The sequence below is a fragment of the Microbacterium sp. G2-16M genome (assembly GCF_055809115.1).
Map to the genome: position 1 here is coordinate 1,764,171 of NZ_CM147897.1, position 26,043 is coordinate 1,790,213.

Annotated in this window: 23 protein-coding genes; 5 read left to right on the forward strand and 18 right to left on the reverse strand. The window is 69.3% G+C overall.

Annotated elements, in window-relative coordinates; genetic code table 11:
• Nucleotides 1-9: 9 nt before the first annotated feature.
• The 8 genes from AC0L6F_RS08360 to AC0L6F_RS08395 form a co-directional block, all read right to left on the reverse strand.
• Nucleotides 10-999, reverse strand: a complete 990-nt coding sequence (locus tag AC0L6F_RS08360; RefSeq protein WP_473537481.1) for an ABC transporter substrate-binding protein — start codon at nucleotides 997-999, stop codon at nucleotides 10-12.
• Nucleotides 996-1,754 carry an ABC transporter permease gene (locus AC0L6F_RS08365; protein WP_259612801.1) on the reverse strand — a complete coding sequence of 253 codons (759 nt, stop codon included), beginning with the start codon at nucleotides 1,752-1,754 and terminating at the stop codon, nucleotides 996-998. The genes AC0L6F_RS08360 and AC0L6F_RS08365 overlap by 4 nt, the downstream gene beginning before the upstream one ends.
• Nucleotides 1,751-2,551: an ABC transporter ATP-binding protein gene (locus AC0L6F_RS08370; RefSeq protein WP_473537482.1), complete on the reverse strand. Its 801-nt coding sequence runs from the start codon at nucleotides 2,549-2,551 to the stop codon at nucleotides 1,751-1,753. Before AC0L6F_RS08370 ends, AC0L6F_RS08365 begins: the two co-directional genes overlap by 4 nt.
• Before the next feature lie 8 nt (nucleotides 2,552-2,559).
• Complete coding sequence (locus AC0L6F_RS08375; protein WP_259612803.1) at nucleotides 2,560-3,339, reverse strand: SDR family NAD(P)-dependent oxidoreductase; 780 nt, start codon at nucleotides 3,337-3,339, stop codon at nucleotides 2,560-2,562.
• 39 nt (nucleotides 3,340-3,378) lie between these two features.
• Nucleotides 3,379-4,182 (reverse strand): SDR family NAD(P)-dependent oxidoreductase, encoded by an 804-nt coding sequence (locus tag AC0L6F_RS08380; RefSeq protein WP_473537483.1) that lies wholly within the window; start codon nucleotides 4,180-4,182, stop codon nucleotides 3,379-3,381.
• Nucleotides 4,183-4,243: 61 nt separating this feature from the next.
• Nucleotides 4,244-5,182, reverse strand: a complete 939-nt coding sequence (locus tag AC0L6F_RS08385; protein ID WP_473537484.1) for an alpha/beta hydrolase fold domain-containing protein — start codon at nucleotides 5,180-5,182, stop codon at nucleotides 4,244-4,246.
• 56 nt (nucleotides 5,183-5,238) lie between these two features.
• Nucleotides 5,239-6,159 carry a nucleoside hydrolase gene (locus tag AC0L6F_RS08390; protein ID WP_473537486.1) on the reverse strand — a complete coding sequence of 307 codons (921 nt, stop codon included), beginning with the start codon at nucleotides 6,157-6,159 and terminating at the stop codon, nucleotides 5,239-5,241.
• Nucleotides 6,156-7,088 carry an alpha/beta hydrolase fold domain-containing protein gene (locus AC0L6F_RS08395; protein WP_473537487.1) on the reverse strand — a complete coding sequence of 311 codons (933 nt, stop codon included), beginning with the start codon at nucleotides 7,086-7,088 and terminating at the stop codon, nucleotides 6,156-6,158. Before AC0L6F_RS08395 ends, AC0L6F_RS08390 begins: the two co-directional genes overlap by 4 nt.
• 132 nt (nucleotides 7,089-7,220) lie before the next feature.
• Between AC0L6F_RS08395 and AC0L6F_RS08400 the strand changes: the two genes are divergently transcribed.
• A complete protein-coding gene (locus AC0L6F_RS08400) occupies nucleotides 7,221-7,778 on the forward strand; it encodes a carboxymuconolactone decarboxylase family protein (RefSeq protein ID WP_473537489.1) in 558 nt (185 codons plus the stop codon).
• A 57-nt stretch (nucleotides 7,779-7,835) separates the two neighbouring features.
• Complete coding sequence (locus AC0L6F_RS08405) at nucleotides 7,836-8,618, forward strand: IclR family transcriptional regulator (RefSeq protein ID WP_259612808.1); 783 nt, start codon at nucleotides 7,836-7,838, stop codon at nucleotides 8,616-8,618.
• Between the two features lie 85 nt (nucleotides 8,619-8,703).
• Here the strand turns inward: AC0L6F_RS08405 and AC0L6F_RS08410 are convergent, their stop codons facing one another.
• The 4 genes from AC0L6F_RS08410 to AC0L6F_RS08425 are packed head-to-tail and all read right to left on the reverse strand — an operon-like array spanning nucleotide 8,704 to nucleotide 13,566.
• Nucleotides 8,704-10,947, reverse strand: coding sequence for an alpha-L-rhamnosidase (locus AC0L6F_RS08410; protein WP_473537490.1), 2,244 nt, complete (start codon nucleotides 10,945-10,947; stop codon nucleotides 8,704-8,706).
• Between the two features lie 14 nt (nucleotides 10,948-10,961).
• Nucleotides 10,962-12,206, reverse strand: a complete 1,245-nt coding sequence (locus AC0L6F_RS08415) for a family 1 glycosylhydrolase (protein ID WP_259612810.1) — start codon at nucleotides 12,204-12,206, stop codon at nucleotides 10,962-10,964.
• 21 nt (nucleotides 12,207-12,227) lie between these two features.
• Nucleotides 12,228-13,028 carry an alpha/beta hydrolase gene (locus AC0L6F_RS08420; protein WP_259612811.1) on the reverse strand — a complete coding sequence of 267 codons (801 nt, stop codon included), beginning with the start codon at nucleotides 13,026-13,028 and terminating at the stop codon, nucleotides 12,228-12,230.
• Nucleotides 13,021-13,566 (reverse strand): quercetin 2,3-dioxygenase, encoded by a 546-nt coding sequence (locus AC0L6F_RS08425; protein WP_259612812.1) that lies wholly within the window; start codon nucleotides 13,564-13,566, stop codon nucleotides 13,021-13,023. The genes AC0L6F_RS08420 and AC0L6F_RS08425 overlap by 8 nt, the downstream gene beginning before the upstream one ends.
• A 154-nt stretch (nucleotides 13,567-13,720) precedes the next feature.
• Here AC0L6F_RS08425 and AC0L6F_RS08430 point away from each other — a divergent pair, with 154 nt between their 5' ends.
• Nucleotides 13,721-14,632 carry a LysR family transcriptional regulator gene (locus tag AC0L6F_RS08430; RefSeq protein WP_473537492.1) on the forward strand — a complete coding sequence of 304 codons (912 nt, stop codon included), beginning with the start codon at nucleotides 13,721-13,723 and terminating at the stop codon, nucleotides 14,630-14,632.
• Nucleotides 14,633-14,649: 17 nt separating this feature from the next.
• Here AC0L6F_RS08430 and AC0L6F_RS08435 read toward each other — a convergent pair whose 3' ends face one another.
• From AC0L6F_RS08435 to AC0L6F_RS08455, 5 genes are read right to left on the reverse strand one after another with little or no spacing between them, the layout of a single operon-like run.
• Entirely contained in the window at nucleotides 14,650-16,110 is a 1,461-nt protein-coding gene (locus AC0L6F_RS08435) for a glycoside hydrolase family 43 protein (protein WP_473537493.1), read from the reverse strand.
• Between the two features lie 26 nt (nucleotides 16,111-16,136).
• Complete coding sequence (locus AC0L6F_RS08440) at nucleotides 16,137-17,012, reverse strand: ATP-binding cassette domain-containing protein (protein WP_473537494.1); 876 nt, start codon at nucleotides 17,010-17,012, stop codon at nucleotides 16,137-16,139.
• Nucleotides 17,009-18,988, reverse strand: a complete 1,980-nt coding sequence (locus tag AC0L6F_RS08445; protein ID WP_473537495.1) for a dipeptide/oligopeptide/nickel ABC transporter permease/ATP-binding protein — start codon at nucleotides 18,986-18,988, stop codon at nucleotides 17,009-17,011. Before AC0L6F_RS08445 ends, AC0L6F_RS08440 begins: the two co-directional genes overlap by 4 nt.
• On the reverse strand, nucleotides 18,985-19,926 hold the full coding sequence (locus AC0L6F_RS08450) for an ABC transporter permease (protein WP_473537497.1): 942 nt from the start codon (nucleotides 19,924-19,926) through the stop codon (nucleotides 18,985-18,987). Before AC0L6F_RS08450 ends, AC0L6F_RS08445 begins: the two co-directional genes overlap by 4 nt.
• 50 nt (nucleotides 19,927-19,976) lie before the next feature.
• Nucleotides 19,977-21,551: an ABC transporter substrate-binding protein gene (locus tag AC0L6F_RS08455; protein WP_473537498.1), complete on the reverse strand. Its 1,575-nt coding sequence runs from the start codon at nucleotides 21,549-21,551 to the stop codon at nucleotides 19,977-19,979.
• Between the two features lie 236 nt (nucleotides 21,552-21,787).
• On the opposite strand from AC0L6F_RS08455, the gene AC0L6F_RS08460 reads away from it, so the two are divergent.
• Both AC0L6F_RS08460 and AC0L6F_RS08465 read left to right on the forward strand, forming a co-directional pair.
• A complete protein-coding gene (locus AC0L6F_RS08460) occupies nucleotides 21,788-24,166 on the forward strand; it encodes an arylsulfatase (RefSeq protein ID WP_473537500.1) in 2,379 nt (792 codons plus the stop codon).
• 4 nt (nucleotides 24,167-24,170) lie between these two features.
• Complete coding sequence (locus AC0L6F_RS08465) at nucleotides 24,171-24,998, forward strand: MBL fold metallo-hydrolase (RefSeq protein WP_259612818.1); 828 nt, start codon at nucleotides 24,171-24,173, stop codon at nucleotides 24,996-24,998.
• Between the two features lie 99 nt (nucleotides 24,999-25,097).
• Here AC0L6F_RS08465 and AC0L6F_RS08470 read toward each other — a convergent pair whose 3' ends face one another.
• Nucleotides 25,098-25,871: an IclR family transcriptional regulator domain-containing protein gene (locus AC0L6F_RS08470; RefSeq protein WP_473537501.1), complete on the reverse strand. Its 774-nt coding sequence runs from the start codon at nucleotides 25,869-25,871 to the stop codon at nucleotides 25,098-25,100.
• Between the last annotated feature and the right edge of the window lie 172 nt (nucleotides 25,872-26,043).

A 26,043-nucleotide genomic window follows, 5' to 3' on the forward strand; every position in this document is an offset into this window, starting at 1 on the left:
CGCCGTCCGCTACTTCTGCAGCGCGTCGCTGTAGTACGCCGACTGCTCGGGCACCGAGTCCGCGATTCCCAGCTCGGGCAGGGCGTCGGCGTAACCGGTCAATCCGGCCATGTTGATCTTGCCGTCCGTGCTGAAGTTCGGGACGAGGGCGTCATAGGTCTTGCCTGCGATGTCCTTCTTCATGCCGAGCTTGTCGACGGCGAGGGCGATGGTGTCGTCCCGGTTGTCCTTCATCCACTGGATCGCGTCGGTGTAGGCGGCGGTGAGGCCGGTCAGGGTCTTCTTGTTCGACGAGATGAAGTCCGAGGACGCCATCAGGATCGCGAACTGGTCGGTGTCGCCGATCGCGTCGTCGGCGGTCTGCGCGATCTTTCCCGTCCCTTCGGCCTCGACGGTCAGACCGAAGTTGACCGGCAGGACGAACGCATCGATATCGCCCTTGGCGAGCCCGGCGATCGTCGAGGCCGGGTCTCCCAGCGGGACCTCGGTCACGCTGTCGAATTCGACGCCGACGGCCTTCAGCGCCGCCCGGACGATGTAGTCCGTCAGCGATCCGACGCGGGAGATGCCGACCTTCTTCCCCTTCAGGTCGGCGAAGCCGGAGATCTTCGAGTCCGGCCCGACGACGAGCACCATCGGGCTGGGTGAGTAGATCCCCCAGAAGGCCTGCAGATCGATGTCGTGCGCGACGGCCGAGACCGGCTCGAGCCCGGTCGCGGCGCCGACGTCGATCGAACCGCCCGCCATCGCCTTGGTGAGATCGGAGCCGGAGGTGAAGTCGACGATCGACGCGTCGATCCCCTCCTTCGTGAAGAACCCCTGCGCCGCGGCGACCCGGGCCGGCATCGCGTGGATGAAGTCCTGCCCCTGGACGAGGCCGATCTTGACGGTTGCGGCATCCCCCGATGCTCCGGGGGCCGCGCCCCCGCTGCATCCTGCGGTGAGGCCGACCAGCGCTGCGGCGAGAACGCCCAGCGCGATACGAGAAGTGATCTTCATCGTTCAATTCCCCTTCTTAGTGCGGTGGTGAGCAGTGCGAACAGAATGTTGACGACGATGGTGAGCACGATGACGATCAGGACCCAGCCGAACAGCGCCGGCGTGTCCAGGCCCTGGCTGGCCGCCGCGAGCTGATAGCCGACCCCGGCGGCACCGGAGATGAATTCGGCGGCGATGATCGTGACCAGCGACAGCGACATGGCCACCCGCATCGCCGCGATCACCGCCGGGCTGACGGCGGGGATCACGACCGACCCCACCAGTCCGAGTCCGCGGCCACCCATCGTCCGGGACGCGGTCATCAGCGTCGGGTCGACCCGCGCGACCGCGCGCATCGTGCTGATCGCGATCGGGAAGAACCCGTACAGTGCACCGATCGCGACTTTCGAGGGCGACCCGACGCCGAGGGTGGCCGCCAGGACCGGATACAGGATGATCAGCGGGAGCGCACTGAGGGTCGTGACCATGGGCTCGTAGGCGGCCACCAGCAGCTTCGACGAGCCGACGACCACACCCAGGACCACGCCCGCGACGGTCGCGATGGCGAACGCGGTCCCGGTCTCGGCGAGCGTGACTCCGATCGGCTGCAGGATCTTTCCCGGGGTCGTCGCCAGCTGGGCGAGACTGTCCAGCACCGCACCGGGAGACGCGAGCAGGAACGGCTTGATCGAGCCGAACGACGTCAGCGCCACCCAGACGAGGAGCACGAAGGCGATGACGCCCACATACGTCGCACCCCGTCGAAGCGTGATCACGCGGCATCCTGCCGATCTGCGTAGAGCAGCGAGCTGAGCCGGTCGGTCAGCTCGTGGAAGACCGGGTCGCGCATGAGCGAGGCGTGCCGCGGGCGCTCCAGCGGGACCTCGATCACGTCGCGGACATCACCGGGCCGCGGACCCATGACCACGATCCGGTCGGAGAGATAGGCCGCCTCGGAGAGACTGTGCGTCACGAAGACGACGGTCTTCTGCTCCTCCTCGAGGATCGTGATCAGCTGCGCCCCGATGCTGAGCCGGCTCTGCTCGTCGAGCGCGGCGAACGGCTCGTCCAGCAGCAGGATCTTCGCATCGGAGACGAGCGCCCGCGCGATCGCGACGCGCTGACGCATGCCCCCGGACAGCTGCTGCGGGTATCGGTCGGCGACGTCGCCGAGCCCGACGCGCACGAGGGCGTCCATCGCGCGGGCCCGACGCTGCCGGCGGGGCACCCCGGCGAACTGCAGCGCGATCTCGATGTTGCGCAGCGCCGAGCGCCACGGATACAGCGCGAGGTCCTGGAAGACGAACGAGATCTCGGCCGGGCGCGGGCGCGTCACCGGACGCTCCGCGACGCTCACCCGGCCCGCCGTCGGCGGCAGCAGGCCGCCGATGGCGCGCAGCACCGAGCTCTTGCCGCATCCGGACGGCCCGATCAGGCTCACGAACTCACCGGGCCGCACGTCGAAGCTGATGTCGTGCGCGGCCACGACGTCGCCGTACATCAGCGTCACGTCCTCGACGCGCACCGCCGGTGCCGCGTCCGGGCCCGCCCGGGAGCCGATTCGCTCCGGCACCGTCATCGCTATGCGCCGACCATCGTGTTGCCGCCGTTGGCGACGATGTAGCCGCCGGTCAGATGCGCGGACTCCTCGGTCGCCAGCCACAGGCAGGTGCCGGCGATCTCTGCGGGGGTGGCGATCACCCCCATCGGCGTCTGCGCGAGCACCTGCTCCCGACGTCCGTCCTTCCAGTCCTGACGACTCTTGAGCCGTTCGGTCTCCATGAATCCCGGGGCGAAGGTGTTCACCCGCACCTCGGGCGCCAGTGCGCGCGCGTACGACTTCGTCACGCCGAGGATGCCGTACTTCGCCGCCGCATACTGCGGCGCCCGCGGCGACCCGTTCACGACGACCGTCGAACCCACGTTCACGATGGCCCCGTGCCCGTCGGCGTGCATCCGCTCGCCGAACTCGTGCGTCATGAGGAGGGTGCCCTTCAGATCGACGTCGATGACATCGTCCAGCGCCTGCTGCGTGAGCTCGCGCCATCCCTGCTGCTCGCTGGACATGTCGCCGACGTTGTTGACGAGCACGTCGAGGCCGCCGAACTGCTTCCAGACCTCGTCGGCCATCGCCTTGATCTGGTCCCACTTCGCGATGTTCGCCTGCACGATGATGCCGTCACTGCCGGCTTCGCGCACCCGCTCGAGCGTGCGCTCGGCGCCGGCCTTCGAGCTGTTGTAGTGGACGGCGACCTTCGCGCCCTCCTTCGCGGCGCGCACCGCGATCTCGGCGCCGAACCCGGTGCCGGCGCCGGTGACCAGCACGGTCTTTCCGGCGAACCGGGGGTAGATCTCGGACATCTTCGACCTTCTCTCTTCTTCGATCCGCTCCTGCGACGGTCAGACCAGCGTGCGTCCGCCGTCGATGTACATGACGTGTCCGGTGATGAACCCCGCGTGCCGGGACGACAGGAAAAGCGCCGGCCCGGTCACCTCGTCGGGGGTGCCCAGCCGCCCCGCCGGCACCATCCCCTCCAGGCTCGCGCGCTTGCCGGGCTTGGCCAGCTCGCCCGCGGTCAGCGGGGTCTCGATGTACCCGGGCGCCAGGGCGTTGACCGTGACGCCGGCCTCGGCCCACTCGCGTGCCATCACGCGCAGCAGCTGGTTGACGCCGCCCTTGGAGGCCGCATAGGGCCCGTGCGAGTGATGCGCCAGCAGCCCCGAGACGCTGGACAGGGCGAGGATGCGCCCGGACCCCTGCGCGACCATGTATCGGCCGGCTGCCTGGGCCACCCCGAAAAGGGTCGAGAGGTTCACCTGCAGGATGTGGTCCCATTCGTCCTCGGTGAAGTCCAGGATGGGCCGGCGGTCGTTGATGCCCACCGCGTGCAGCAGCACGTCCAGGCCCCCGAGCCGGTCGACCGCCTCATCCACCACCCGTGCGCCCGCGCCATGCTCGGTGAGATCAGCCTGGATGGGCAGGTACTCCACACCGGCTGCGGCGGCCGCCGCGCCGAGGGCGTCCAGCACGCTGGAGTCACGGTCGACGACTGCGACGGATGCCCCGGCCGACGCGTAGGCGAGGGCGCAGGCGCCGCCGATCCCGCCGCCGCCGGCCACGAGCACCCGTGACCCGCGCAGGCCGAGCCAGTCGGTGTCGGTCGCGGCGTGCGGCGTGATCTCGGCGGTGGGGGCAGTCGCCATCGGCGTCTCCTCGGTCCATTCAGGCGTTTTATTGACTGAAAGCTTCTTTTGTTAGATGAATCTATCCCAGGGGAAGGCTCTCGTCAAACCCCGTGGGATGCACCGCCGCGGCCAGCAGCGCGAGCGTGCGCTCTGCGGCCGGATCGCCGATCTCGTTCAGGTAGCCGTGCATCGCGCCGCGCTGTCGCTCGATGCGCACGTCCACTCCGGCGCGCGCGAGTTCGGCGGCGAACGCCTCGCCCGAGGGGCGCAGCCGGTCGCGATCGGCGGTCACGATGAGCGTGCGAGGGTACCCGGTCAGGTCATGACCGCCGGGGAACGCGTACCGATCCGACGGCGTGTCGCCGAGGTAGTTGGCATTGATCGCCTGGGTCGCCTCCGGCGGGAAGGTGAGGGCCGCAGGAAGGCCCGTCAGCAGCCCCTCGAGCTCGGCGTCGGCTGGCGGCAGCGGAGCATGCAGGACGGGGTAGACCAGCCCCACCACGCTCGGCACGACGGCGTCGGGGTCGTCGGCGGCGCGATCGCGCAGCCGCATCGCCGCGCCGGCCGCCAGGTTTCCCCCGGCGCTGCCCCCGCCAATCGCCACCCGGTCCGGCGCCGCGCCGAAGCGCTCCGCGTTCTCGACCGCCCAGTCGAACGCCGCGACCGTCTGCAACGAGGCGACGGGATGGCGAGCACGGGGGCCCGCCGCCGCAGCCTCGGCGGCCATCTGCTCGGGCGACGGCATCCCGGCCTCCGGCGGAGCGGGGGGCAGCGAGGCAAGCGCATCCAGCGGCGCCAAGGTGTAGTCGACCGAGACGACGGTGGTCCCGAGCGCACTCAGTCGGCGCCCGACCTGGTCGGCCTCGGGCATCTCGACCGTGCCGAACATGAACCCGCCGCCGTGGAGCCAGACCAGCATGGCGCCGGTGGGCACCTCGGCGGGATACACGCGCACCCGGAAGTCATATCCGCCGCCGTTCAGGGCGATGTCGTGGATCCGCACCGGGGTATGCATCATGGGACTCTCCTTCGAACTCGACGAGCTGTCGTCTGGGTGATTTGTCACAGCCGCCCTCATGTCCCTGCACCCGTCAGTTTCGCTGTCAAGTCGCCGATCATCAATCGCATGTCGATGCCGGTGAACACCCGCACCGGCGGCCTCCCGTCGAGGACATCGCCGTATCGCGCATCCGGGGTGAGGGCGCAACGCGTGCGCCGCTGCGACGGCGAGGACGTCGGCTCGGCACGGAAGGGCCCGCGCAGTGCGGTGAGCACCACCAATGGGCTGTCGCCGAGCACGACCGTCTCGCCCAAGTCGATCCCGAGCATGTCGGAGAACCGATCACCGAACTCCCACAGAGTGTCCACAAGGTGCGCCGCGAGCGGACCCAGCCGTGCCATGTGCTGCAGTTCGGCCCACGAGACCAGGCACTGCTCATACGTGGTTTCGGGAACCTGCCAGATTTCGACCGGCGAGGCGAACACGACTCCGGCGGCGATCGGGTCGATCGTCGTGTTGAACTCCGCCTCCCGCTGGGGGCTGCCCGCGGGTTCATCGTCATATCCGGGGCCGCCGATCCACACCAGTGTGAGGCGATCGGCCACGCGTGGCTCGTGCAGGAGGGCCGTGGCGAGCGCGGTCAGCCCGCCGCCCGCGCAGTAGAAGAGGGGGAGGTCGGTGTCGTCCCGCATCGCCTCAGCGATGACCGCGCGGGCTGGGGCGTCCAACGGCGGAAGCTCGCCTGTGCGCAGGCTCTCTTCGCTGCCGCCGATCGCCCGTTCGGGCCGGCCCAGAAGCTGGAGAATCCGATCCGCCGACGAGACGCCGCGGGCGACGACCCCGGCGTCGAGCTCGGCCAACGCGTCGGGGATCTTCGACGCGATCACCAGTCGCACGTCCGCCGAGTCGCTGAGCAGATGGTGGGCGAGCTGGAACAGCCCGTCCGGATCACCACCGAAGTCGTTGTCGAGGATCACCCGCACGCGAGCGGTCAAATGCCAGCCCCTTCGGCACGTTCGCACAGGTAGCGCGCGATGCGGTCTACCGTGTGCAGCGCAGAGGCGTCGCCGATCATGTTCAAGAACCCGTGCGTTGCCCCCGGCTGGCGGACGTACTCCACGTCGACGCCCGAGCGCGCAAGATCCCCCACATAGGCCTCGGCCGATGGACGGAGGTCATCCCCGTCGGCGGCGACAATGAGTGCCGGGGCGACGCGGCGGAGGTCATGCCCGCCGGGAAATGCGTACATCTCCCCCGGCGACGCGTCGCCGAGGTAGTTCGCGTTGATCGCCTGCGTCTGCTCGGATGAGAATCCGAACGGCAGTTCGGCGAGCATCGCGGCCAGTTCCGCGTCGGGCGCGGGGTGCTCGGCGTGAAGAACGGGGTAGACGAGCACCTGGGCGAGCAGCCGGGCGTCGCCGCTGTCGCGCACGCGCAGCGCGGCCCCGGCGGCGAGGTTCCCCCCGGCGCTGGCTCCGCCGACGGCGACGAGTTCTGGCCGACCGCCGAACTCGGCCGCGTGCTCGCGGGCCCACTCGATCGCCGCTGCCGTCTGCACCGATGCGACGGGATAGGCCGCACGCGGACCGGCGGCTTCCAGCGAAGCGAGGAACTCATCGGGTGACGGCATTCCGTCCATGGGCGGGAGCGGGGGGAACTGCGCGATCACCGCTGTCGGCGCCAACGTGTAGTCGAGCGAGATGACGGTCGTTCCGCGACGGGCGACCTGGCGGGCGGTCTCGTCAGCTTCGGGCATCTGAAGATCGCCGTGGATGAAGGCGCCACCGTGCAGCCAGACCAGCACCGTGCCGTTCGGGTCCGCACCGTGATCGGCTGCCGGATAGACACGCACGCGGAAGTCGTACTCCGCCGCGTTCAACGCCACATCATGCGTGGCGATGGGCGACTCGGTGGTGTCGGCCATGACACCCCTTCCTTGATCGGAGATCGGCATCCAGTTCATTGCATGAAAGCATCTTTCGTCTATCGAATGTATGCTGAATCCGACGATCCGTCAACTGTCGATGGCCGCATCGTCCACGTCGAGAGGATTCCGATGACCGGACGCATTCCGCCCTTCGCTCCCGAGGAACTCCCACCCGCCGCCCGAGGCGTCTACGACGCGATCGCCGGCGGCCGGCGGGCACAGGGGCCGCAGCACTTCGCTCTCACTCGTGCGGACGGAACGCTGCGAGGGCCGTTCAACGCATTCCTCCTCGCCCCGCCGCTGGGCAGCGCGCTGCAGGATGTCGGAGCGGCCATCCGCTATCGGGGCGCGCTCACCGATCGCGCTCGCGAGATCGCCATCCTCATGGTGGCCGCACGCTGGGACAGTGCCTTCGAACGGGAGGCGCACGAGGCGGTCGGCCGGGCCGCGGGTCTGACCGACGACGAGCTCGCATCGCTGCGCACCGGCGCGCCGTCGGGCTTCGCCGGGGACGAGGCAATGGTCGTCGCCGCGACCACCCAGCTTCTGCACGGCGACCTGGACGACACGACATGGGACGATGCATCTCGCGCCCTCGGTGCCGCAGTCGTCTTCGAGCTCACCACCCTCGTCGGCTACTACTCGACCCTTGCGCTGCAACTGCGGGTGTTCCGGGCCGAGCCCTGACTTTGTCCAGACGTTGACAACAAGATACGGTTTCACACGATGAAAGCACCAGACAGCATGACCGCCACTGCGAAGGCCAGTCGCTATCGCATCGAGGCCCTCGCCAAAGGGCTGGACGTGCTGCGGCTGTTCGACGAGACCACCACCGCACTGAAGCTGCGCGAGATCTGCGACCGCACCGGCATCCCGATGCCGACCGCGTTCCGGGTGGTCGCGACGCTCGAAGAGGAGGGCTTCCTGGAGCGCCTGCCGGACGGTGCCATCCGTCCCGGCGTCGCCGTGCTGACCCTCGGGTCGGCGGCGCTGCGCGGCTCGAGCCTGGTACAGCTCAGCGAGCAGCCGCTTCGTCGCCTGGTCGAAGAGACCGGCGAGACCGTCAACCTCGGCGTGCTGCTGGGCGATCAGGTGCTCTACCTCGTGCGACTGCGCAACTCGGACCTGGTGACGGCGAACATCCAGGTGGGGTCGACGCTGCCGGCGGCCTACACGTCGATGGGAAAGCTTCTGCTCGCGTATCTCAGCGATGACGAGCTGAACGCGACACTCGCGACTCATGACTTCGAGCGGGATGCCGGCCCCAATGCCGCGCGATCGCCCGACGAACTGCGCGAGCGGCTCGTGTTGATCCGCGAGCAGGGATACTCACTGCAGGACCAGGAGGTCGCCGCCGGTCTCCGGTCGGTGTCGGTGCCGGTGTTCGGCCGTGGGGCCAAGCCCGCCGCGGCGATCAACATCGCGGTGGCGTCATCCCGGCACGGCCTCGACTCGCTGCGCGGGCCGATGCTTGAGCGTCTCCGCGCCACGGCAGACGACATCTCGCGACGGTTGCGCGCCATCTGAATGAGAGGGTGATCCGGTCTGCTCGCAAGCGCGATGGTGCCCGGCCGCGGCCGTTCGGGTCGGGTGACCGGACCGTCCTGCTCCGTCAACCGACCGCCTGTGCGAACTCGTAGGTGCCGGCCGCGACGCGGCGTTCATCCACACCGGGCATCCGCACCACGGCGGTCGCCCCGTCGGGGACGATGACGACGGCCTGCAGGATCCCGGCGTCGATCTGCCAGGACACGCTGGCACGGCCGTGCGGCGTCTGGAGCGAGGTCTCCGCGGAGGTGATATCGCCGCCGGGCTGGGGCGCTACCAGCATGGTCCGATACCCCGGATCGAGCGGCGACAGCCCCCCGACCGTGCGGTGCAGCCAGTCGGCCACGGCGCCGAAGGCGTAGTGGTTGAAGCTGGTCATCTCACCGGGGTTGATCGTGCCGTCCGGCAGCATCGAGTCCCAACGCTCCCAGATGGTGGTGGCACCCATCGTCACGGGGTACAGCCACGACGGCATGCCGCGCTCCAGCAGCAGCGCATATGCATCACCGAGATGACCCGTCTCGGTCAATGCGTCCAGCACATACGGGGTGCCGGCAAAGCCGGTGCTGACCCGGTAGTCCGCGGCGCGCACCAGCTCGGCTAGCCGATCCCCGGCGGACTCCACATGCTCATCCGGAAGGATGCCGAACGCGATCGCCAGACTGTACACTGTGACGCAGTCGCTGCGGATGCGCCCAGACTCAGCGACATAGTGCTCGATGAAGGCGTCGCGCACCCGATTGCGGAGGGCGTCGAACTCCGCGGCATCCGCGCTCGCTCCGACGATCGATGCCGCTTCGGTGAGAATCGTCGCTGTCCGGAATGCACACGCCGTCGCGACCACGCCCGGATCGGCCTTCGCGGCGCCGGGGTCATCGGGCGGCGCATCCGGATCGAGCCAGTCGCCGAACTGCATCCCGGTGTCCCAAAGGCCGGACGGCGACAGCGCGTCAGCGACGCTGCGCGCGTGCGCAGCCATCAGCGGGTAGGCGGTGCGCAACGTCTGCTCGTTCCCGTACGCGCGCCAGAGCGCCCAGGGCACCCAGGCCGCGGCATCCGCCCAGACCGCCGTCGCACCGGGCGCGGGAAAGCCGGTGTCGAGGTACTTCAGCACATCGGGTACGACGACCGGCACGGTCCGCTGTGTCGATGCGGCGCGCTCGAGTTCGGCGTCGACGAGCCAGTCGGCGAGGAACGCCTCCACGTCGCCAAGATACGTCGCGGTGGGTGCGAAGACGGCGAGGTCGCCCGTCCAGCCGAGCCGCTCGTCGCGCTGCGGGCAGTCGGTCGGCACGCTCAGAAAGTTGCCCCGCATCCCCCACGCCACGTTCTCGTGGAGCCGGGTCACCAGCGGGTCGGAGCAGGAGAAGGTGCCGATGGGACGGATATCGGATGCCACGACCACGGCGGTGACGGCAGCGGGGTCGAGCTCTCCCGGCCACCCGCTGACCTCGATGTAACGGAATCCGTGGAACGTGAACGTGGGCTCGAACACATCGTCGCCGCCGCTCAGGATGAAGCGGTCGGTCGCATCGGCCGCGCGCAGCGGACGGGTGCCGAGCTCGCCGTCCTCGAGAACTTCCGCGTGCCGCAGCACGACCTCGCTGCCTCTGGCACCGCGCACGCGCACCCGCACGAAGCCCACGAGGTTCTGCCCGAAGTCGACGAGCGTCGCACCCGACGGCGATGTCCAGACGTTCTGCACGGAGATTTCGCCGACCCGGCGCACGGGCTCTGACGTCCGCGCCACGAGCAACGAAGTGTCGAACTCCACCTCATGCACGGCACCCCAGGTGCTGTCATCGAAGCCCGGCAGCATCGGCGCCGGATCGCGCAGACGCGCGTCGACTGTCTGCCCCTTGTAGAGGTCGTCCGCGATCACGTCACTCGTGCCGGCGTGCCAAGAGTCATCGGTCACGATGTGCTGCACGTGGCCGTCGTCGAACTCGATCAAAAGATCAGCGAGACCCGCGCGCTCCGAGCCGTAGACCTCGCGGTCGCCGGTGAAGCCGAGATAACCGGAGTACCAGCCGTGGCCGATTGCGAGCACGATCGCGTTCGCCTGGGTGATCAACGCGGTGACATCGTGCTCCACGATCCGGACACGCCACTCGTAGCTCGTCCACCCCGGCGCGAGCAGCTCATCCGACGTCGCCGCGCCGTTGATCCACGCTTCGATGACCCCGAGCGCACTCAGTGCCAGCGTGGCGCGTGAGATGCTTCCGTGGCCCTCGTCCAGCTCGAACTCGCGACGCAGCAGCGGAGCGGCATCGGCGACTTCCACCGGCGCGATCATGCGGGCGGTCATGCCTCGGGCACCCGTCACGCCCGTCCTGCCGGCGCGCGGTGCTCCCGCACGATCTCGGCGTACCGCGCGGCGCTCGGCTTGGCGGTGCGCTCGAACGTCTCGGTGTCGAAGGAGTGCAGGCCGAACCGCGGACCGTAGCCGAAGATCCACTCGAAGTTGTCGATCAGCGACCAGTGCAGGTAGCCGAGTACCGGAGTGCCTTCGGCAATGGAGTCCAGCATCGCGTCGATCGATGCCGCGGTGAACTCCTCGCGCACCGAGTCGTCGGTCGTGCTCATGCCGTGCTCGGTGACGAACACCGGCTTGCCGCTGCGCGCGTGCGCGTACTCGATCGCGCCCCGCAGCGAGCCCGGGTCGACGAACTGGCCCATCTGGTTGCGCAGGCCGCCCTCGGGCGCGGGCACCTCGCCGCCCGGACCGTATGTGAGTCGCTCGTAGTTCTGCACGCCGATGAAGTCGTCGTCCCGGGCGAGGTCGAGCCAGTGGTCGTAGAGTGCCGCGCGCTTGCGGTCGCGGATCGCCTCGCCGCCAGGCAGCGCCACGTCATCCACCATGGCGATCGACAGCCCTACCGGAAGATCGGCGTGCTCGGCGCGGATCGCATTGCGGGCGAGGAGGTGACCGCGTGTCATGCCCTCCTGCATCCCGTCGTAGTCCTCGGGGACCATCACGTTGCCGGTGCGGTAGCGCTCCACTCCCGCGGCGCGGCTCGCGGCGTCGAGCGTCGCGCGACTCTGCTCGTGCACGAACTCGGGCAGGATCCAGCTCAGCAGACGCGGCAGGTTCGGCTCGTTCAGCGTGACGCCTGCAGCGAGGCGATCGCCCAGCTTCGCGGTGACCGTGCCGCAGAACTGCGCGAACAGATCGGGCACATCGGCATCCAGCCATGCGCCCTTCTTCGCCACCCAGTGGGGCAGCGTGAAGTGGTTGAACGTGACCACCGGCGCGATACCGCGGGCGAGGCATCCGTCGACCATCCGGTCGTAGTGGTCGAGGGATGCCGCGTCGATGACGCCCTGCTCGGGTTCGATGCGCGCCCACTCGGTCGAGAAGCGGAACGCGTTCAGGCCGAGCGCGGCGAGGAGGTCGAGGTCGGTCTCCCACAGCTGATAGCTGTTGCAGGCCTTGCCCGAGCGCTCCGCGAAGACCGTCGGCTCGACGTTCTCAAGGAACCAGGTGTCGCTGTTCGTGTTGTCGCCCTCGACCTGATGGCCGGCGACAGAGGCGCCCCAGAGGAACGCGGCGGGAAGAGTGGACATGTGATGCTTCCTATCGTCGAGTCAATCGGTGCAGCGGCGGGCGAAGGCGATGGCGCGCTCGAGCAGACCTCGGCGATCGACGTCGTCCCCCTGCCACATGTGGCCGGCTCCGGCAACGAGCTCGAGGTCGGCGGATGCCCCTGCTTGGGTGAGCGCGGCTGCGAACAGCCTGCTCTGGCTGAGGGGAACCGCCTGGTCATCCTGACCGTGCGCGATCAGGAACGGCGGCGCGTCCGCGTGCACGTGGGTGACCGGGCTGGCCTGGGCGGCGACGGCGAGATCGGAATCGACGGTCCCACCGAGCCAGCCCGCTTCGCGGGTCTCGGGATCGCTCAGCTGACCCAGCTCCGTCGCCATCGCCACGATGTCGGCGGGACCGTACCAATCGACCACGCCCCGAACGCCCGCATCGGGGCGCAGACCCACGAGGGCGGCGAGGGTCGCCCCTGCCGACTCGCCCCACAGGACGACGCGCGAGGCATCGAACCCGAACTCATCGGCGTGTGCGCACAGCCACTGAACGGCGTCGAAGACGTCATCGAGCTGCGCGGGGAAGGTGGCCTCGGCGCTGAGCCGGTAGTCCACGGATGCCACGGCGAAGCCGGCGTCCACGATGCGGGCGAACGGGTCGTCCGCCGTCATCGTCGGGCAGAACATCCGGCGACTGCCCAGGCGGAAGCCGCCGCCGTGCACGAAGACGATCAGTGGCGCCCGGTCCGCACCGAGGTGCAGATCGAGGCTGAGCGGACGGTAGCCGACCGGCTCCGCGAACACGAGATCGCGGAGCACCCGCTGTGCCTCGGCATGCGCTGTGTCAGTCACGGAACTCGAACTCGGGCAGGAAGACGGTGGCGTACTTCTCGCCAGCGGCGCGCATCACCTCGAACGGCGGCACGTAGATCCCCTCAGGCTCGGTGGCATCCGTCTTCTGCCCCATGGCGTGGAAGAACCGCTCGAAGCCCGCCGTGCCGGCGCCGAACACCTTGGTGGTCGCCTCGGTGCGGAACGCGTGCACCGTGCCGGCCGGCACGTAGCCGAAGTCGCCGGTCGTGAGGGTGGTCATCGAGTGATAGTCGGCCTCGTCATCCATCCACACCGACAGCTCACCGTCGACGACGTAGAAGAACTCGTGCGTGCGGAGGTGCTTGTGCGCAGGGATCCGGTCGCCCTTGGGAGCCTTCATCGTCCATGCGCCGTACTGGTCTTCGGTTTCGTCCGCCGACAGGATGATCTCGAAGAGCTGGTCGAACACCAACGACTTCTCGCCCTCCCCGTCCCGCAGGATGAACGGCTTCGGCGAGGCCGGGAGGATGCCGGCGAAGGCGACCTTCTCGGGGTCGTCAGTCGTGAAAATGGTCATGCTTACCTCCGTGTAAACAGTGCGCGCCCTGAGGCGTCGAGCTGCCGGCTCATTCCCGCGGCTCTTTCCGATTGTTCAATTCTGTGCGTCTGTCACGCCCGGAAGCCAGTTCGAGATCCCTACACGACGTTAGCCACAGGCTAAGGTGAACGACATGGATGTCCCTATCCACGTGATCCGGTATTTCTGCGTCCTCGCCGAAGAGCTGCACTTCGGCCGCGCCGCCGAGCGGCTGAGCATCACCCCGCCGTCGCTGAGCCAGCAGATCAGCCGGCTGGAGCAGCAGATAGGCGTCAAGCTCTTCGATCGCAGCCCGCGCAAGGTGGAGCTGACCGCGTACGGTCGAGACCTGTTGCCGCTGGCGCGGCGGGTACAGGACGACCACGATCAGGTCATCGACTGGGCGCGGTCCGTGCGCCGCGACCGGGACGCGCCCGTGCTGCGGGTCGGGGTCGTGGCCGCCGGCGCGGGTTCGCTGACCACCGCCGCGATCTCGGCCACCATGACGGCGATGCCGAACGCGAGGATCGAGATGCGCCGACTCGGCTTCTTCGACGTCGCCGACGACCTGGAGTCCGAGAGGGTGGACGTCGTGTTCGCCCCGTGGCCCATGCGATTGCCGCCGAGAATCAGGGTCGAGCCGCTCTGGCGGGAGGCCCGGGTTCTGGTGGTCCCCGTCGAGCATCCGCTCGCCCGCCGCGAATCGATCTCTATCCTCGACGCCAACGACGAGACCTTCGTCGCCGTCTCGGGCGGGGTCCCAGAGGTGGTCGACTGGTGGATCGTGGACCCCCGCCCCGACGGCTCTCGGGCGAAGCGGGGGCCGACCGCCGACAGCGTCGAGGGACTGCTCGAACTCGTCGCCGCCGGCGCCGGGGTGAACATCGCCGGCGAATCGGCCGGACGACACTACCGTCGAGATGAACTGGCCTTCGTGCCCGTCCACGACATCGAGCCGGCGACGATCGTGCTGTGCAGCCTGAACGACACCCGCAATCCGATGGTGCGCGCCTTCCGCGAGACTGCAAAGGATCTCTCGCCCCTCGTGGACGCCACGTTCCACTGAGAGCCTGCTGCGGCCGGCTAGTCCCGCCCGAAATAGTCGAGTGTCCGCAACACGATTCGTCCGCTGGCAGCGAAGATGCCGAAGACCCGTCCGGTGAACGCCTTCGCCGTCTCGAACGACCAATGCCGCCCGTCCAGCTCGGCGAGCAGTATGGGTTCCCCATGCGAACAAGCGAAGAGCCGGATGATGTCACCGCCAACGGCTCCCACGCTGAAGTCGCCTGGCGGCGGGGTCATCGATATCCGCAGCTGGACATCACCGGCCGGCAGCATGGCCTCCCAGTTGTGGTCGAGGCCCGCGATGACGGCGCGGCCCGTGACCACCACATGGTTGTCGACCCCGCGGGCTTCGATGCCGAACCAGTTATCCTCCGCATTGCGAACGGCGAGCCCGCCGGTTCCGGCGCGGACGTCCAGCACCGCGCGGATGTCGACCTCGAGGTGGCGCTGCCGCTGCCCGACGAAGCACGGATCGGGCGCATTCATCGTGCGGTCGTCGCCCTCAAACACCAGCCCCTGCATCGATGCAGTGACCAGTTGCGACGGAGCGCGGCGCACAGCGACCCATTCCGGGTCGGCCACCCCGAGACCGGTGGTGAAGTCGTAGCGCGCGTCTTCGGTTCGTGAAGCGGCGAGCTGCGGCATCCGCACGCACGGCCACTCGTCGATCCAGTCGACCGTCGTGATGAACGTCTCGCGCCCGAGCGGCGAGAATGACTGCGCGAGCCCGACTGGCCGCACGCCGAGCAGCACCATCCGAGTCGCACCGTCGGGATCATCAAAGAGGTCGGCGTGACCCGTGTTCTGGATCGGCGCACCGGTGCCGGCGGCAGTGAGGATCGGGTTCTGCGGCGCCGACTCGAACGGTCCGTCCGGTCGACGGCTTCGGGCGACGGTGACAGCGTGTCCGCGGTCGGTGCCACCCTCCGCCGCAAGCAGATACCACCAGTCGCCACGCCGATACAGGTGTGGCCCTTCCGGCGAATAGAGCCCGCTGCCCGCCCACAGCGGGCGCACCCGTTCGAGCGCCCGGCCGGTGCTGAGATCGACGCGCACCTGCCGGATCGCATCAGGATGACGCGCGAACGTCACATAGGCGGTGCCGTCATCGTCCCAGGCGAGGTCCGGGTCGATGCCGTCGACCGCGTCGATCACGACGCCGTCATCCCAGGGGCCGGCTGGATCGGTCGCGGTGAACACGACGCAGCCGCGCCCGCCCAGGAAGACCGACACGATCAGGTGAAACCGGCCGTCATGGAAGCGCAGCGTGGGCGCCCAGACGCCACCCGGTGTGGGCACCCGTGCCAGAGCCACCTGCTCGTCGCGCGTGGCGACGTGCCCGATGAGCTCCCACTCGCGCAGGTCCGTGCTGCGGTGCACTGGCAGCGCCGGCAGGTACTCGAACGACGAGGTCACCAGGTAGTACGCCCCGTCGGTCCCACGGGCGATCGTCGGGTCGGGGTGGAACCCGCCCAGCATGGGATTCGTGGCGATGGGCACGGGCGTCACCGCGCGGCCTCCTGCAACTTCGCCTCCGCCCGCAGCACCTTCCATTCCTCCCGTCGACGAGCCTGCTCGTCGGGATCGGGAACGGGCGACGCGGCCACGAGAACCCGGGTGTAGAGCTGCTGCGGGTTGCGCATCACATCGGCGGTCACTCCCTGCTCGACGATGCGACCGCGATTGAGCACGACGACCCGCTGCGCGAGGAACTCGACGACCGCCATGTCGTGGGCGATGAAGAGGTAGCCGAGATCGGTACCGACTCGCAGCTCGGCGAGGAGGTTGAGCACCTGCGCCTGGGTCGACAAGTCGAGCGCGCTGACGGCTTCGTCGCACACGACAAGGCGCGGATCGGTCACCAGCGCACGGGCGATGGCGATGCGCTGGCGCTGGCCTCCCGAGAACTGACGCGGGAGGCGCTGCTCGGACCCGGACGCCAGCCCGACGGCGGCCAGCACGTCCGCCACCCGTCGGTCGCGTTCGGCCCGCGGCACTCCCGCGACGCGGAGCGGTTCGGCGATCGCGTCGCCGATCGGCCGCCGTGGGTTCAACGATGAGAACGGATCCTGGAAGACCGCGCGCAGATCGCCCTGGAGCGACCGACGATCCTTGGCACTGGCATGGGTGATGTCGCGCCCCTCGAAGAGGATCTGCCCCTCGGTCACGGGCTGCAGCCCGAGGATGGCGCGGCCGATCGTGGTCTTGCCTGAACCCGACTCGCCGACCAGGCCGACGGTCTCGCCTCGCGCGATGGTGAACGACACATCGCTCACGGCGGCCGGACCCTTGGCGCCATAGCGGACGGTGAGGTTGCGGACCTCGAGGAGCGGGGTCGGTGCGACCCGCGCCGTCGCTGCGTCGGTGACCACAGTGCTCATCGTTCTCCTCCGGCGCCGACCGGCTGACGCCACTCCTGTTCACGGCCGCGCACCGCGTCGTGTCGAACGCATCGGACCTCGCCGACACCCTCGGCACGCGATTCGAGCGCGATGGGAGCGAGGCATTCCTCTCGGGCGAAGCGGCAGCGTTGGGCGAACCGGCATCCTTCCCCCCACGAGCCCGGCAGCGGCACCTGTCCGGGGATGGACGCGAGCGTGGTCGTGCCCTCGAAGTCCACAATCGCGTGCGGGTCGGCAGCGAGAAGGGCCATCGTATAGGGATGCTCCGGACGCACGAGCACGTCGCGGACACTGCCCGTCTCGACGATCTGCCCGGCGTACATCACCGACACGTCGTCGCAGATGTCGGCGACGACGCCGAGATCGTGCGTGACGAGGATGACCGACATCCCTCGCTCGGCGATCAGGCCGCGCAGCAGTCCGAGGATCTCGGCTTGAACCGTGACGTCGAGGGCGGTGGTCGGCTCGTCGGCGATGAGCAGGCGGGGCTCCCCCGCGAGTGCCAGCGCGATGGCCACACGCTGGGCCATTCCGCCCGAGATCTGGTGCGGATAGCTCTTGAGCACGCGCGGCGGATCCACGATGCCGACGTCGACGAGCAGTTGCTGTGAGATGCGCTTGGCCTCGGCCGAATCCACTCTGCGCAGCCGCTTCACAGCGACGCTGAGCTGCGACTGCACGGTGAACATCGGATCGAGGGCTCGCGTCGGCTCCTGTGAGATGAATGCGATCTCGTGACCGCGCACCCTCGAGAGCGCCTGTTCATCGGCGCGCGCCAGGTCGATGTCGCCCCATTGGATGCGTCCCGACCGCACGGACAGCCCCGGCGAGAGCAGGCCCAGCATCGCGTACGAGGTCACGCTCTTGCCACATCCGGATTCGCCCACGAGTCCGGTCACCCGGCCCGGCTCCACCCGGAGGGACACGCCCGTGACCAGGGCGGGGCCGTCGTCGACGCCGATCACGAGGTCGTCGACGACGAGTTCGTTCGCACGGGCGGCGACCGGGGCGGCCGTGACGACCCCGCCGCGCGTCGCATCATCGGCGATGATGGCGAGGTTCTTGCGCTTGCGCCGCCGGATCGCGACCAGCGGCGGCGGCGCGGTCGCACCGCCGCCCAGGACATCGCCGAGCGCATTGGCCGCGATGAGCGTCAGCGCAAGGACGACTCCGGTGGGCACCATCATCCACGGCTGCTGGAAGATGAAGCCCGCGGCACTCTGGATCATGCCGCCCCAGGTCGGCGCGGGCGGCTGCGGTCCCAGGCCGATGAAGGCCAGCCCGGCCTGGATCATGATGCCGACGCCGAAGAAGATGACGAACTGGACCACGACGGTGGTCAGCATGTTCGGCAGGACGTGACGGAAGCTGGCCACGATCGGACGCACTCCGTCGACGGTCGCCGCCTCGACATAGAGCTGCTTCTGCAGCGATGCCGCCTGCCCGGCGAAGATCCGGTAGAGGGCGCCGAAGAACAGGATGCCGAGCACGGCCATCACGACCGGCATGTTGGTTCCCACCGCCGCGATGACCGCCAGGATGATGACCATTCCGGGCAGCGAGAGCACGATCTCGGCAATGCTGTTGGTGACGGATGCGCCGCGCCGGCTGCGCACCGCCCACAGTGTCAACGGCAGGGTGACTGCCACCCCCACGATCGGTGCGATCAGAGCAATCCCGATGGTCGGGGCGGCCGCGGTGACGATGCGCGAGAGCAGGTCGCGTCCGAGTTCGTCGGTGCCCAGGAGATGCGCCGCAGAGGGGCCCTGCAGCACGGCGGAGAGGTCCTGATGGAGCGGCCCGTATCTCAGCCAGAGCGGACCGGTCAGGGACGCCACGAGCAGGCCGACGAGCCAGATCAGCGAGATCACGACCGTCGGCGAACGCAGCAGCGTGACGAATCCGCTTCGGCTCTGCCGACGCGTGGTCAGGATGGAGGTGGTGGAGACCGTCATGAGGCACGCAGTTTCGGGTCGAGAGCGCGGTTGAGGAGTTCGAGCGCCAGGTTGACCACGACGACGACGAACGTGGCCACCAGCACGAGCGCCTGCACCGACGGCAGATCTGCGCTTCCCACCGCCGCCTGCATGGCCTGGCCGATGCCCGGCAGCGCGAACAGCAGCTCGATGACGACCGACCCGCCGAACAGAACGATGAACTGCACCGCGATGCTGGCGACGATCGGCAGGCTCGCTCCGCGAAGCGCGTGCACGTAGATGATGCGCCAAGTGGGTGTGCCCACCGCTCGCAGCGTGCGGATGTGCTCCTGGGCGAGGGATTCGGCCATCGACGCTCGGGCCTGACGGGCGATCACGCCCGCCGAGGTGAGGGCGATGGTCAGGACCGGAAGCACGAGCGAGCGCGCCCAGCCTTCCGGACTGGTTTCGAAGGGGACGAAGCCGGTCGCGGGCAGCAGCCGCAGCTGAACGGCGAAGACATACACGAGCAGCACCCCGACCCAGAAGGCGGGAAGTGAGAGCAGGATGCCGGTGATCACGGTGATCACGCGATCCGTCGCCCGACCGCGCACCGTGGCGGTCACGCCCAGGATGATTCCGATGATCGCGCTGAGCAGCGTGCCACCCACCGCGAGTGCGGCCGTGACGGGCAGCCGCTTCGCCAGGGCCTGGTTGATCGGCTGCCCATCCACGAGTGAGACGCCGAAGTCGCCATGGAGCACTCCGTCGATCCAGCGCACGTACTGCTGGATCCAGGGGTCGGACCAGCCGATCTTCTCGTTGTAGGCCTGGATCTGCGCGGGCGTCGCGGACTGCCCGAGGGCGACCCCGCCCGGGCTGGACCCCGACAGGTGCACGAGCATGAACGCGACGGCCGACGCGACGAGCAGCGTCACGATGGCGAGGCCGACTCGCTTGCCGATATAGAGGAACATCATCACTCCCCGTGGTTCCGGTGCCGCCTCACGACGACACCGGAACGCGATCAGGATGCCGGCTGGATGGATGCCAGGAGCGGGTAGGGCTCGGCGCCCGGGAAGGTGAGCTTGGCCACCTTGGACGTGTCGTACGCCCACGGCGACAGCTGCTCGAACAGCGGGATCAGCCAGCCGGAGTCGACGATCGATCGGTTGAGATCCTTCAGTGCGGCGGTCTGCGCATCGGCGTCGCCGGCGCCCTGCGCGGCACCGAGAGCCCCCGCAGCCTTCTGGATGTCGGGGTTCTCGGCCTTGTGGTAGTTCGCGAAGCCGAAGAGCACCCCGAACACGTTGCTCAGCGGGTTGGTCCAGGGCAACGGGAGCGGTCCGCCCAACGGAGTCGTCTGCACCGCCTTGAACTGCTCTTCGGTCGACGACGAGTTCTTCAGCTTCACCTTCACGCCGATGGCCGCCCAGTAGGGCTGGAGCGCCTCGATGTCACGCTGGTTCCCTGGCGTGATATTGAATGTGAAGCTGAATCCGTTCGGGTAGCCCGCTTCGGCCAGCAGCGCCTTGGCAGCGGTCGGGTCGTAGGCGTACTGCGTCTCGAGTTCGGGCAGGTATCCAGGGTTGTCCGCAGGCAACGCGTTGGCCGTGGGGACCTCTCCCTTGTGCACGGCGTTGACGTAGGCCTTGCGGTCGATGGCCATCGACAGCGCCTGGTAGACCTTCGGGTCGCTCCACTCGGGCCCGGTGGCGCCCACCTTGTCGAACGCGATGATGTTCTGGACGGTGCCGCCGTTGGCGACCAGGCCGACGCCGGCCGAGGTGACCTGCGCCTGGGTGTCGGAGGTGATCTCGGCGACGTCCACCTGGCCGGAGATGGCGGAGTTCACGCGCGCCTGGGGATCCAGGATCGGGCGGAAGTCGTACGAGTCGAAGGGATAGGGGTCCTTGCCGGCGTAGTCGGCCTTCTTCACCTGGAGGTAGGTGTTGCCCTTCGTCGTCTTCGACGCGTCGATCGTCAGCGGTCCCGAGCCGTCTGGTGCCGCCGCGAGTGTGGTGCGGTCGGCGGCGGCCTTGGCGCCCACAATCGCGCCGGCCGGCATGGTGAGGTTCGCCTCGAATCCGGGGCGCGGGGCGGTGAAGCTGAGCGTGACCGTGTCGTCGTCGACGACCGTGACCTTGGAGATCTCGTTGTCCTGGCCCTTGCCGAACTGGTTGTAGGAGTTCAGTTCGGGATTTCCGATGCCGGCCAGGTTCGCCTTGACCAGTTCGGCATTGAGGGTGGATCCATCGGTGAAGGTCGCGCTCGTGTCCAGATCGAGCGTGAGCTGGGTCTTGTCGGCGTTGTAGCTGAACTTCGTCACCAGGTCGGGGACGACCTTGCCGTCCTGGTCGAGGGTGAACAGCGAGTCGTACATGCCCTCGTAAAAGATCCGCTGGCCGGTGCCATAACGCACCGGGTCGTAGCCGGACGGGGCCATATCGGCCTGGATGCCGATGGTCAGCTTGGAGGTGTCGACGGGACCGTCGGTGCCACCGCCGCCGCCACCGCCGGAGCAGGCACTGAGTGCGAGAGCCGAGACGGCGACCGCTGCGAGGACGGCGGCGCCCCGTGCGGCGTAGTTCTTTCGAGACATCCTGATCTCCTGTGATCGGTGCAGACTTCGACGTCGTATGTCGTAAGCGGCGTGCGGGTCACGCGAGCTTGTGGTCAAGCATGGACACTGTCCAGCCGTTTGGCCATTCGGATTCGCACGACGCGCATTAGGGTGCGCCTAACGGTCCCTCACTCGCCATGAGAACGATGAAACGTACTTTCATCCAATGAATCAGCAGATACACTTGTGAACCGGTGAGATCGAGGAGGATCACGGTGACGGAATCACCCCACAGCCGACTGCGCGGTGCTGCCGGCGCGAAGCCCCGCGGCTACGAGGGCTTCGGAGGCCTGGTCGCCCCGAACTCGTCCGCCTCGACGCCGTGGTGGCCGGTCCCGACATCCGCCGCTCCTGGCGCCCCGAACGTCGTCGTCATCCTCGTGGACGACATGGGCTTCAGCGACGTGCAGCCGTTCGGCAGCGAGATCACCACCCCGGCGATCCAGCAGCTCGCCGACGACGGCTACCGGATGTCCAACTTCCGGGTCACGCCGCTGTGCGCCCCCTCGCGCGCGGCGCTGCTGACCGGGGTGAACCCGCACCGGGCCGGATTCGGGATGGTGCCGCACGTCGACCCCGGGTACCCCGGGATGAGCATGCGGCTGCCGTCGGACATGCCGACGATGGCCGAGTCGTTCCGCGCGAACGGGTACGCGACGCTCATGGTCGGCAAGTGGCATCTCACCCGCGAGGCGGACATGCACGACGGCGCCGACAAGAGCACGTGGCCCATCCAGCGCGGATTCGACCGGTACTTCGGGTCGATGGACGGCTTCACCACGCTGTACCACCCGCATCGGATCGTGCGTGACAACTCGCCTGTCACCGAGCAGTTCGGCGACGACGACTACCTCACCGACCGGCTCACCGACGAGGCCCTCGGCATGATCGACGCGCATCGCTCGGGCGGGGCGACGCGGCCGTTCTTCCTCTACTTCGCCCACCACGCCGTGCACGGGCCGGTGCAGGCCAAGCCCGAGAAGATCGCCGCGCATCGCGCGGCGTACGACGCGGGGTGGGATGTCGTCCGGGCGCAGCGGTTCGCCCGCCAGCAGGCCGGCGGACTGCTGCCCGCGGACGCGGTGCTCTCGCCGTCGGACGCCGAGCAGACCGACGGCGTGCCCGCCTGGGACGATCTCGACGACCGGGAGCGGGAGCTGTACGCCCGGCACATGGAGGTGTATGCGGCCGCCGTCTCGTCGATCGACGAGAGCGTCGCGCGCATCGTCGCGCACCTGAAGGCGCTCGGCGAGTACGAGAACACGATCATCGTGTTCACCAGCGACAACGGCGGCAGCGGGGAAGGCGGGGTGGAGGGGACGCGCAGCTACTTCAGCCGCTTCACGACGATGCCGCTCCTGCCCGAGGACTGGGTCGCCGACGTCGAGCGCCCGCTCGATGAGATCGGCGGACCGCGCGTGCACGGCCACTACCCGCGCGGGTGGGCGCACGCGTCGAACACGCCGTTCCGCCTGTACAAGGGCTCGGTGCTCGAGGGCGGCGTGCACAGTCCGCTCATCGTGTCCTGGCCGCGAGGGCTGCCCCGCGCCGACGCCGACGCCGGGGTGCGGGATCGGTTCGCCTTCGTCACCGACCTCGCCCCGACGCTGTTCGAGCTGGCCGGGATCACGCGCCCCGCTGCGCTGCACGGCCGGCCGACGGCATCCATCGACGGCTCGAGCTTCGCCGCGGCGCTGCGGGACCCGCGGATGGATGACGCGGGCATGGGCGACGCGGATGCGGCGGCAGCCGCGACGGAGCCGGCGGGGCAGTACGTCGCACTCCTCGGCCAGCGCGCGTTCTACCGCGGCCGCCACAAGGCCGTCGCCACCGGGCGTGGCCGCCCCGACGACCTGAGCCTCTGGTCGCTGTACGACATCGTGTCGGATCCGGCCGAGACCGAGGACCTCGCCACCGAGCACCCGGCGCTCGTGGCCGAGCTCGCCGAGGCGTGGCGGCAGGCGGCGTGGCACAACACCGTGTTCCCCGAACCGGACGAGCCGACCCTCCTGGCCACCCGCCCGTCGACCGACCTGGCGCTGGCGCAGCCGGTGACCCTGCGCCCCGGGATGCCGACGCTGGAGCGGTTCCGCTCGTCGCGGCTGATCGGCCTGCGCTCGTTCGCCATCGAGATCGAGGTCGGCGGTGCGCTCGGCGACGGCGTGCTGGTCGCGCACGGCGACCAGGGCGGCGGATATCTGCTCTGGGCCGAGGCGGGAGTGCTCCATCTCGGCTACAACGCCTACGGCGACCTGCGGCGCACCCAGACCGCCGTCCCCGCGTCGGTGGGCCGCATCATCGCGCGGTTCGAGGCCCTGCGCGAGCTCGCGTGGCGGGTGGAGATCGAGGTCGACGGCGCCCCGGCGATGGTGCTGGATCGGGTGGCCATGCTGGTCGGCATGGCGCCGTTCACCGGAATCAGCGTGGGGCGGGATGCCGGGGGGCCGGTCGACTGGGAGCTGCACGAGCGGCACGGCGCCTTCGAGTATCGCGGCGCACTGCAGCACGTGCGGTACGTCCCCGGCCCGAAGGCCGCCTACAACCGCGAGATCATCGTCGCGATCGACGAGCTCAGCGCGCAGCTGATGGACTGACCCCATGACGACGACGATCGAGCTGACGCTGCTGGGGACGGCCGGAGGACCCGGCGGTCATCTGCATCGAGCGGGGATCGCGAGCCTCGTGACGGTGGGCGGCCGCCGCATCCTGGTGGATGCCGGTGTGGCCGTCGTGCAGCAGCTGGCCCACGCCGGCTGCGCGGTCGGCGATGTCGACACCGTCCTGCTGACCCACCTCCACGACGACCACACCGCCGGGCTGCCGGCGCTGATGACGTTCCGGCACACCATGCGCGGCCGGCCTCTGACCGTGATCGGTCCGCCTGGCACTGCGGCCCTGCGCGACGGCATCCTCGCGTACCTGCGCACCAACACCGCGATCCGCGGCCGGGAGGGCAGCCTTCCCGACCCGGCGACGCTGCTCGCCGCCCGCGAGGTCGAACCGGGAGTCGTGATGGCGGATGCCGCGGTCACCGTGACCGCGGTGGAGAACACGCACTACGCCCTCACGTCGTTCGACGGCGCGCACCGCTCGTACGCGCTGCGCTTCGATTCCGGCGGGCGGTCGATCGTGTTCACCGGAGACACCGGCGAGAGCCCGGCCGTCACCCGGCTGGCGGCCGGGGCCGACATCCTGGTCTCCGAGATGGTGACGGAGGCGGATGCCGCCGCCGTCCCGGCGCCGGTGCGGGCGCACATGCGGGCCGAGCATCTGTCGCCGACCCAGGTCGGGCGGATGGCGGCTGCGGCGCGGGTGCGGACGGTCGTGCTCTCGCACTACACCGACGCCGGACCGGACGACCTCGCCGCGATCGCCCGGGAGTTCTCCGGCGAGATCATCGCAGGCGAGGACCTGATGCGTCTGTGAGCCGGCCGGTCGGTGCGGGTCAGAGCCGGTCGGAGCGGACCGGTGCCGGTCGGAGCGGGTCAGAGCCGGTCGGAGCGGGCCGGTGCCGGTCGGAGCGGGTCAGAGCAGCGCGAGGTCGGCGTCGATCGCGGCGGCGGTCTCCTGCAGCTGCGGCAGGTAGTCGTGGGTCACGACATCCGCCTCGACCCGGTGCGTGCTGGTCGAGACGTTGACGGCGGCAACGACCGATCCGTCGCGGGCGTGCAGGGGCACGGCGATCGAGCGCAGGCCCGGCTCGAGCTCGCCGTCGACGAGGGCCCACGCCTGGGCGCGCACCCGGGCGAGCTCCGCGGCCAGGTCGGCCGCATCGGTCACGGTCCGAGCGGTGAACGACTCGTGCGCGGATGCCGCGAGCGCGGCATCCCTCGCCTCCGGCGGCAGCGCGGCCAGCAGCACCCGACCCATGCTCGTGGCGTAGGCGGGGAAGCGCGTGCCGATCGTGATCCGCACGCTCATGATGCGGCGGGTGGGGACGCGGGCGATGTAGACGATGTCGCCGCCGTCGAGCACGGCCGCCGACACGCTCTCGTCCACGGTGCGGGAGAGCCGCTCGAGGTGCGGCTGTACCGTCTCGGGCAGCGACAGCGCCGAGAGGTAGCTGAAGCCGAGCTCGAGCACCCGCGGGGTGAGGGCGAAGGCGCGCCCGTCGCTGCGCACGTAGCCGAGGGTCTCGAGCGTTCGCAGGAACCGGCCGGCCGCCGCGCGGGGGATGTCGGCGCGCTTCGCGACCTCGCTCGGGTTGAGCCGGGCGTGGTCGCCGTCGAACGCGCGGATCACGGCCAGTCCGCGCGCGAGCGACTGCACGAAGTCGCCCGATCCGGTCGCCTCACTCACGCGCACCCTCCCCCGTCATCCGCCCGCTCTTCCGAGATTGTTCCCCGTCCCGCGAGGTTGTCCTCCGTTCGTCGAGATTGTCCCCGGTTCGTCGAGATTGTCCTCGGTTCGTCGAGGTTGTCCCCGGTCCCGCGAGATTGTCCCCGGTTCGTCGAGGTTGTCCCCGGTTCGT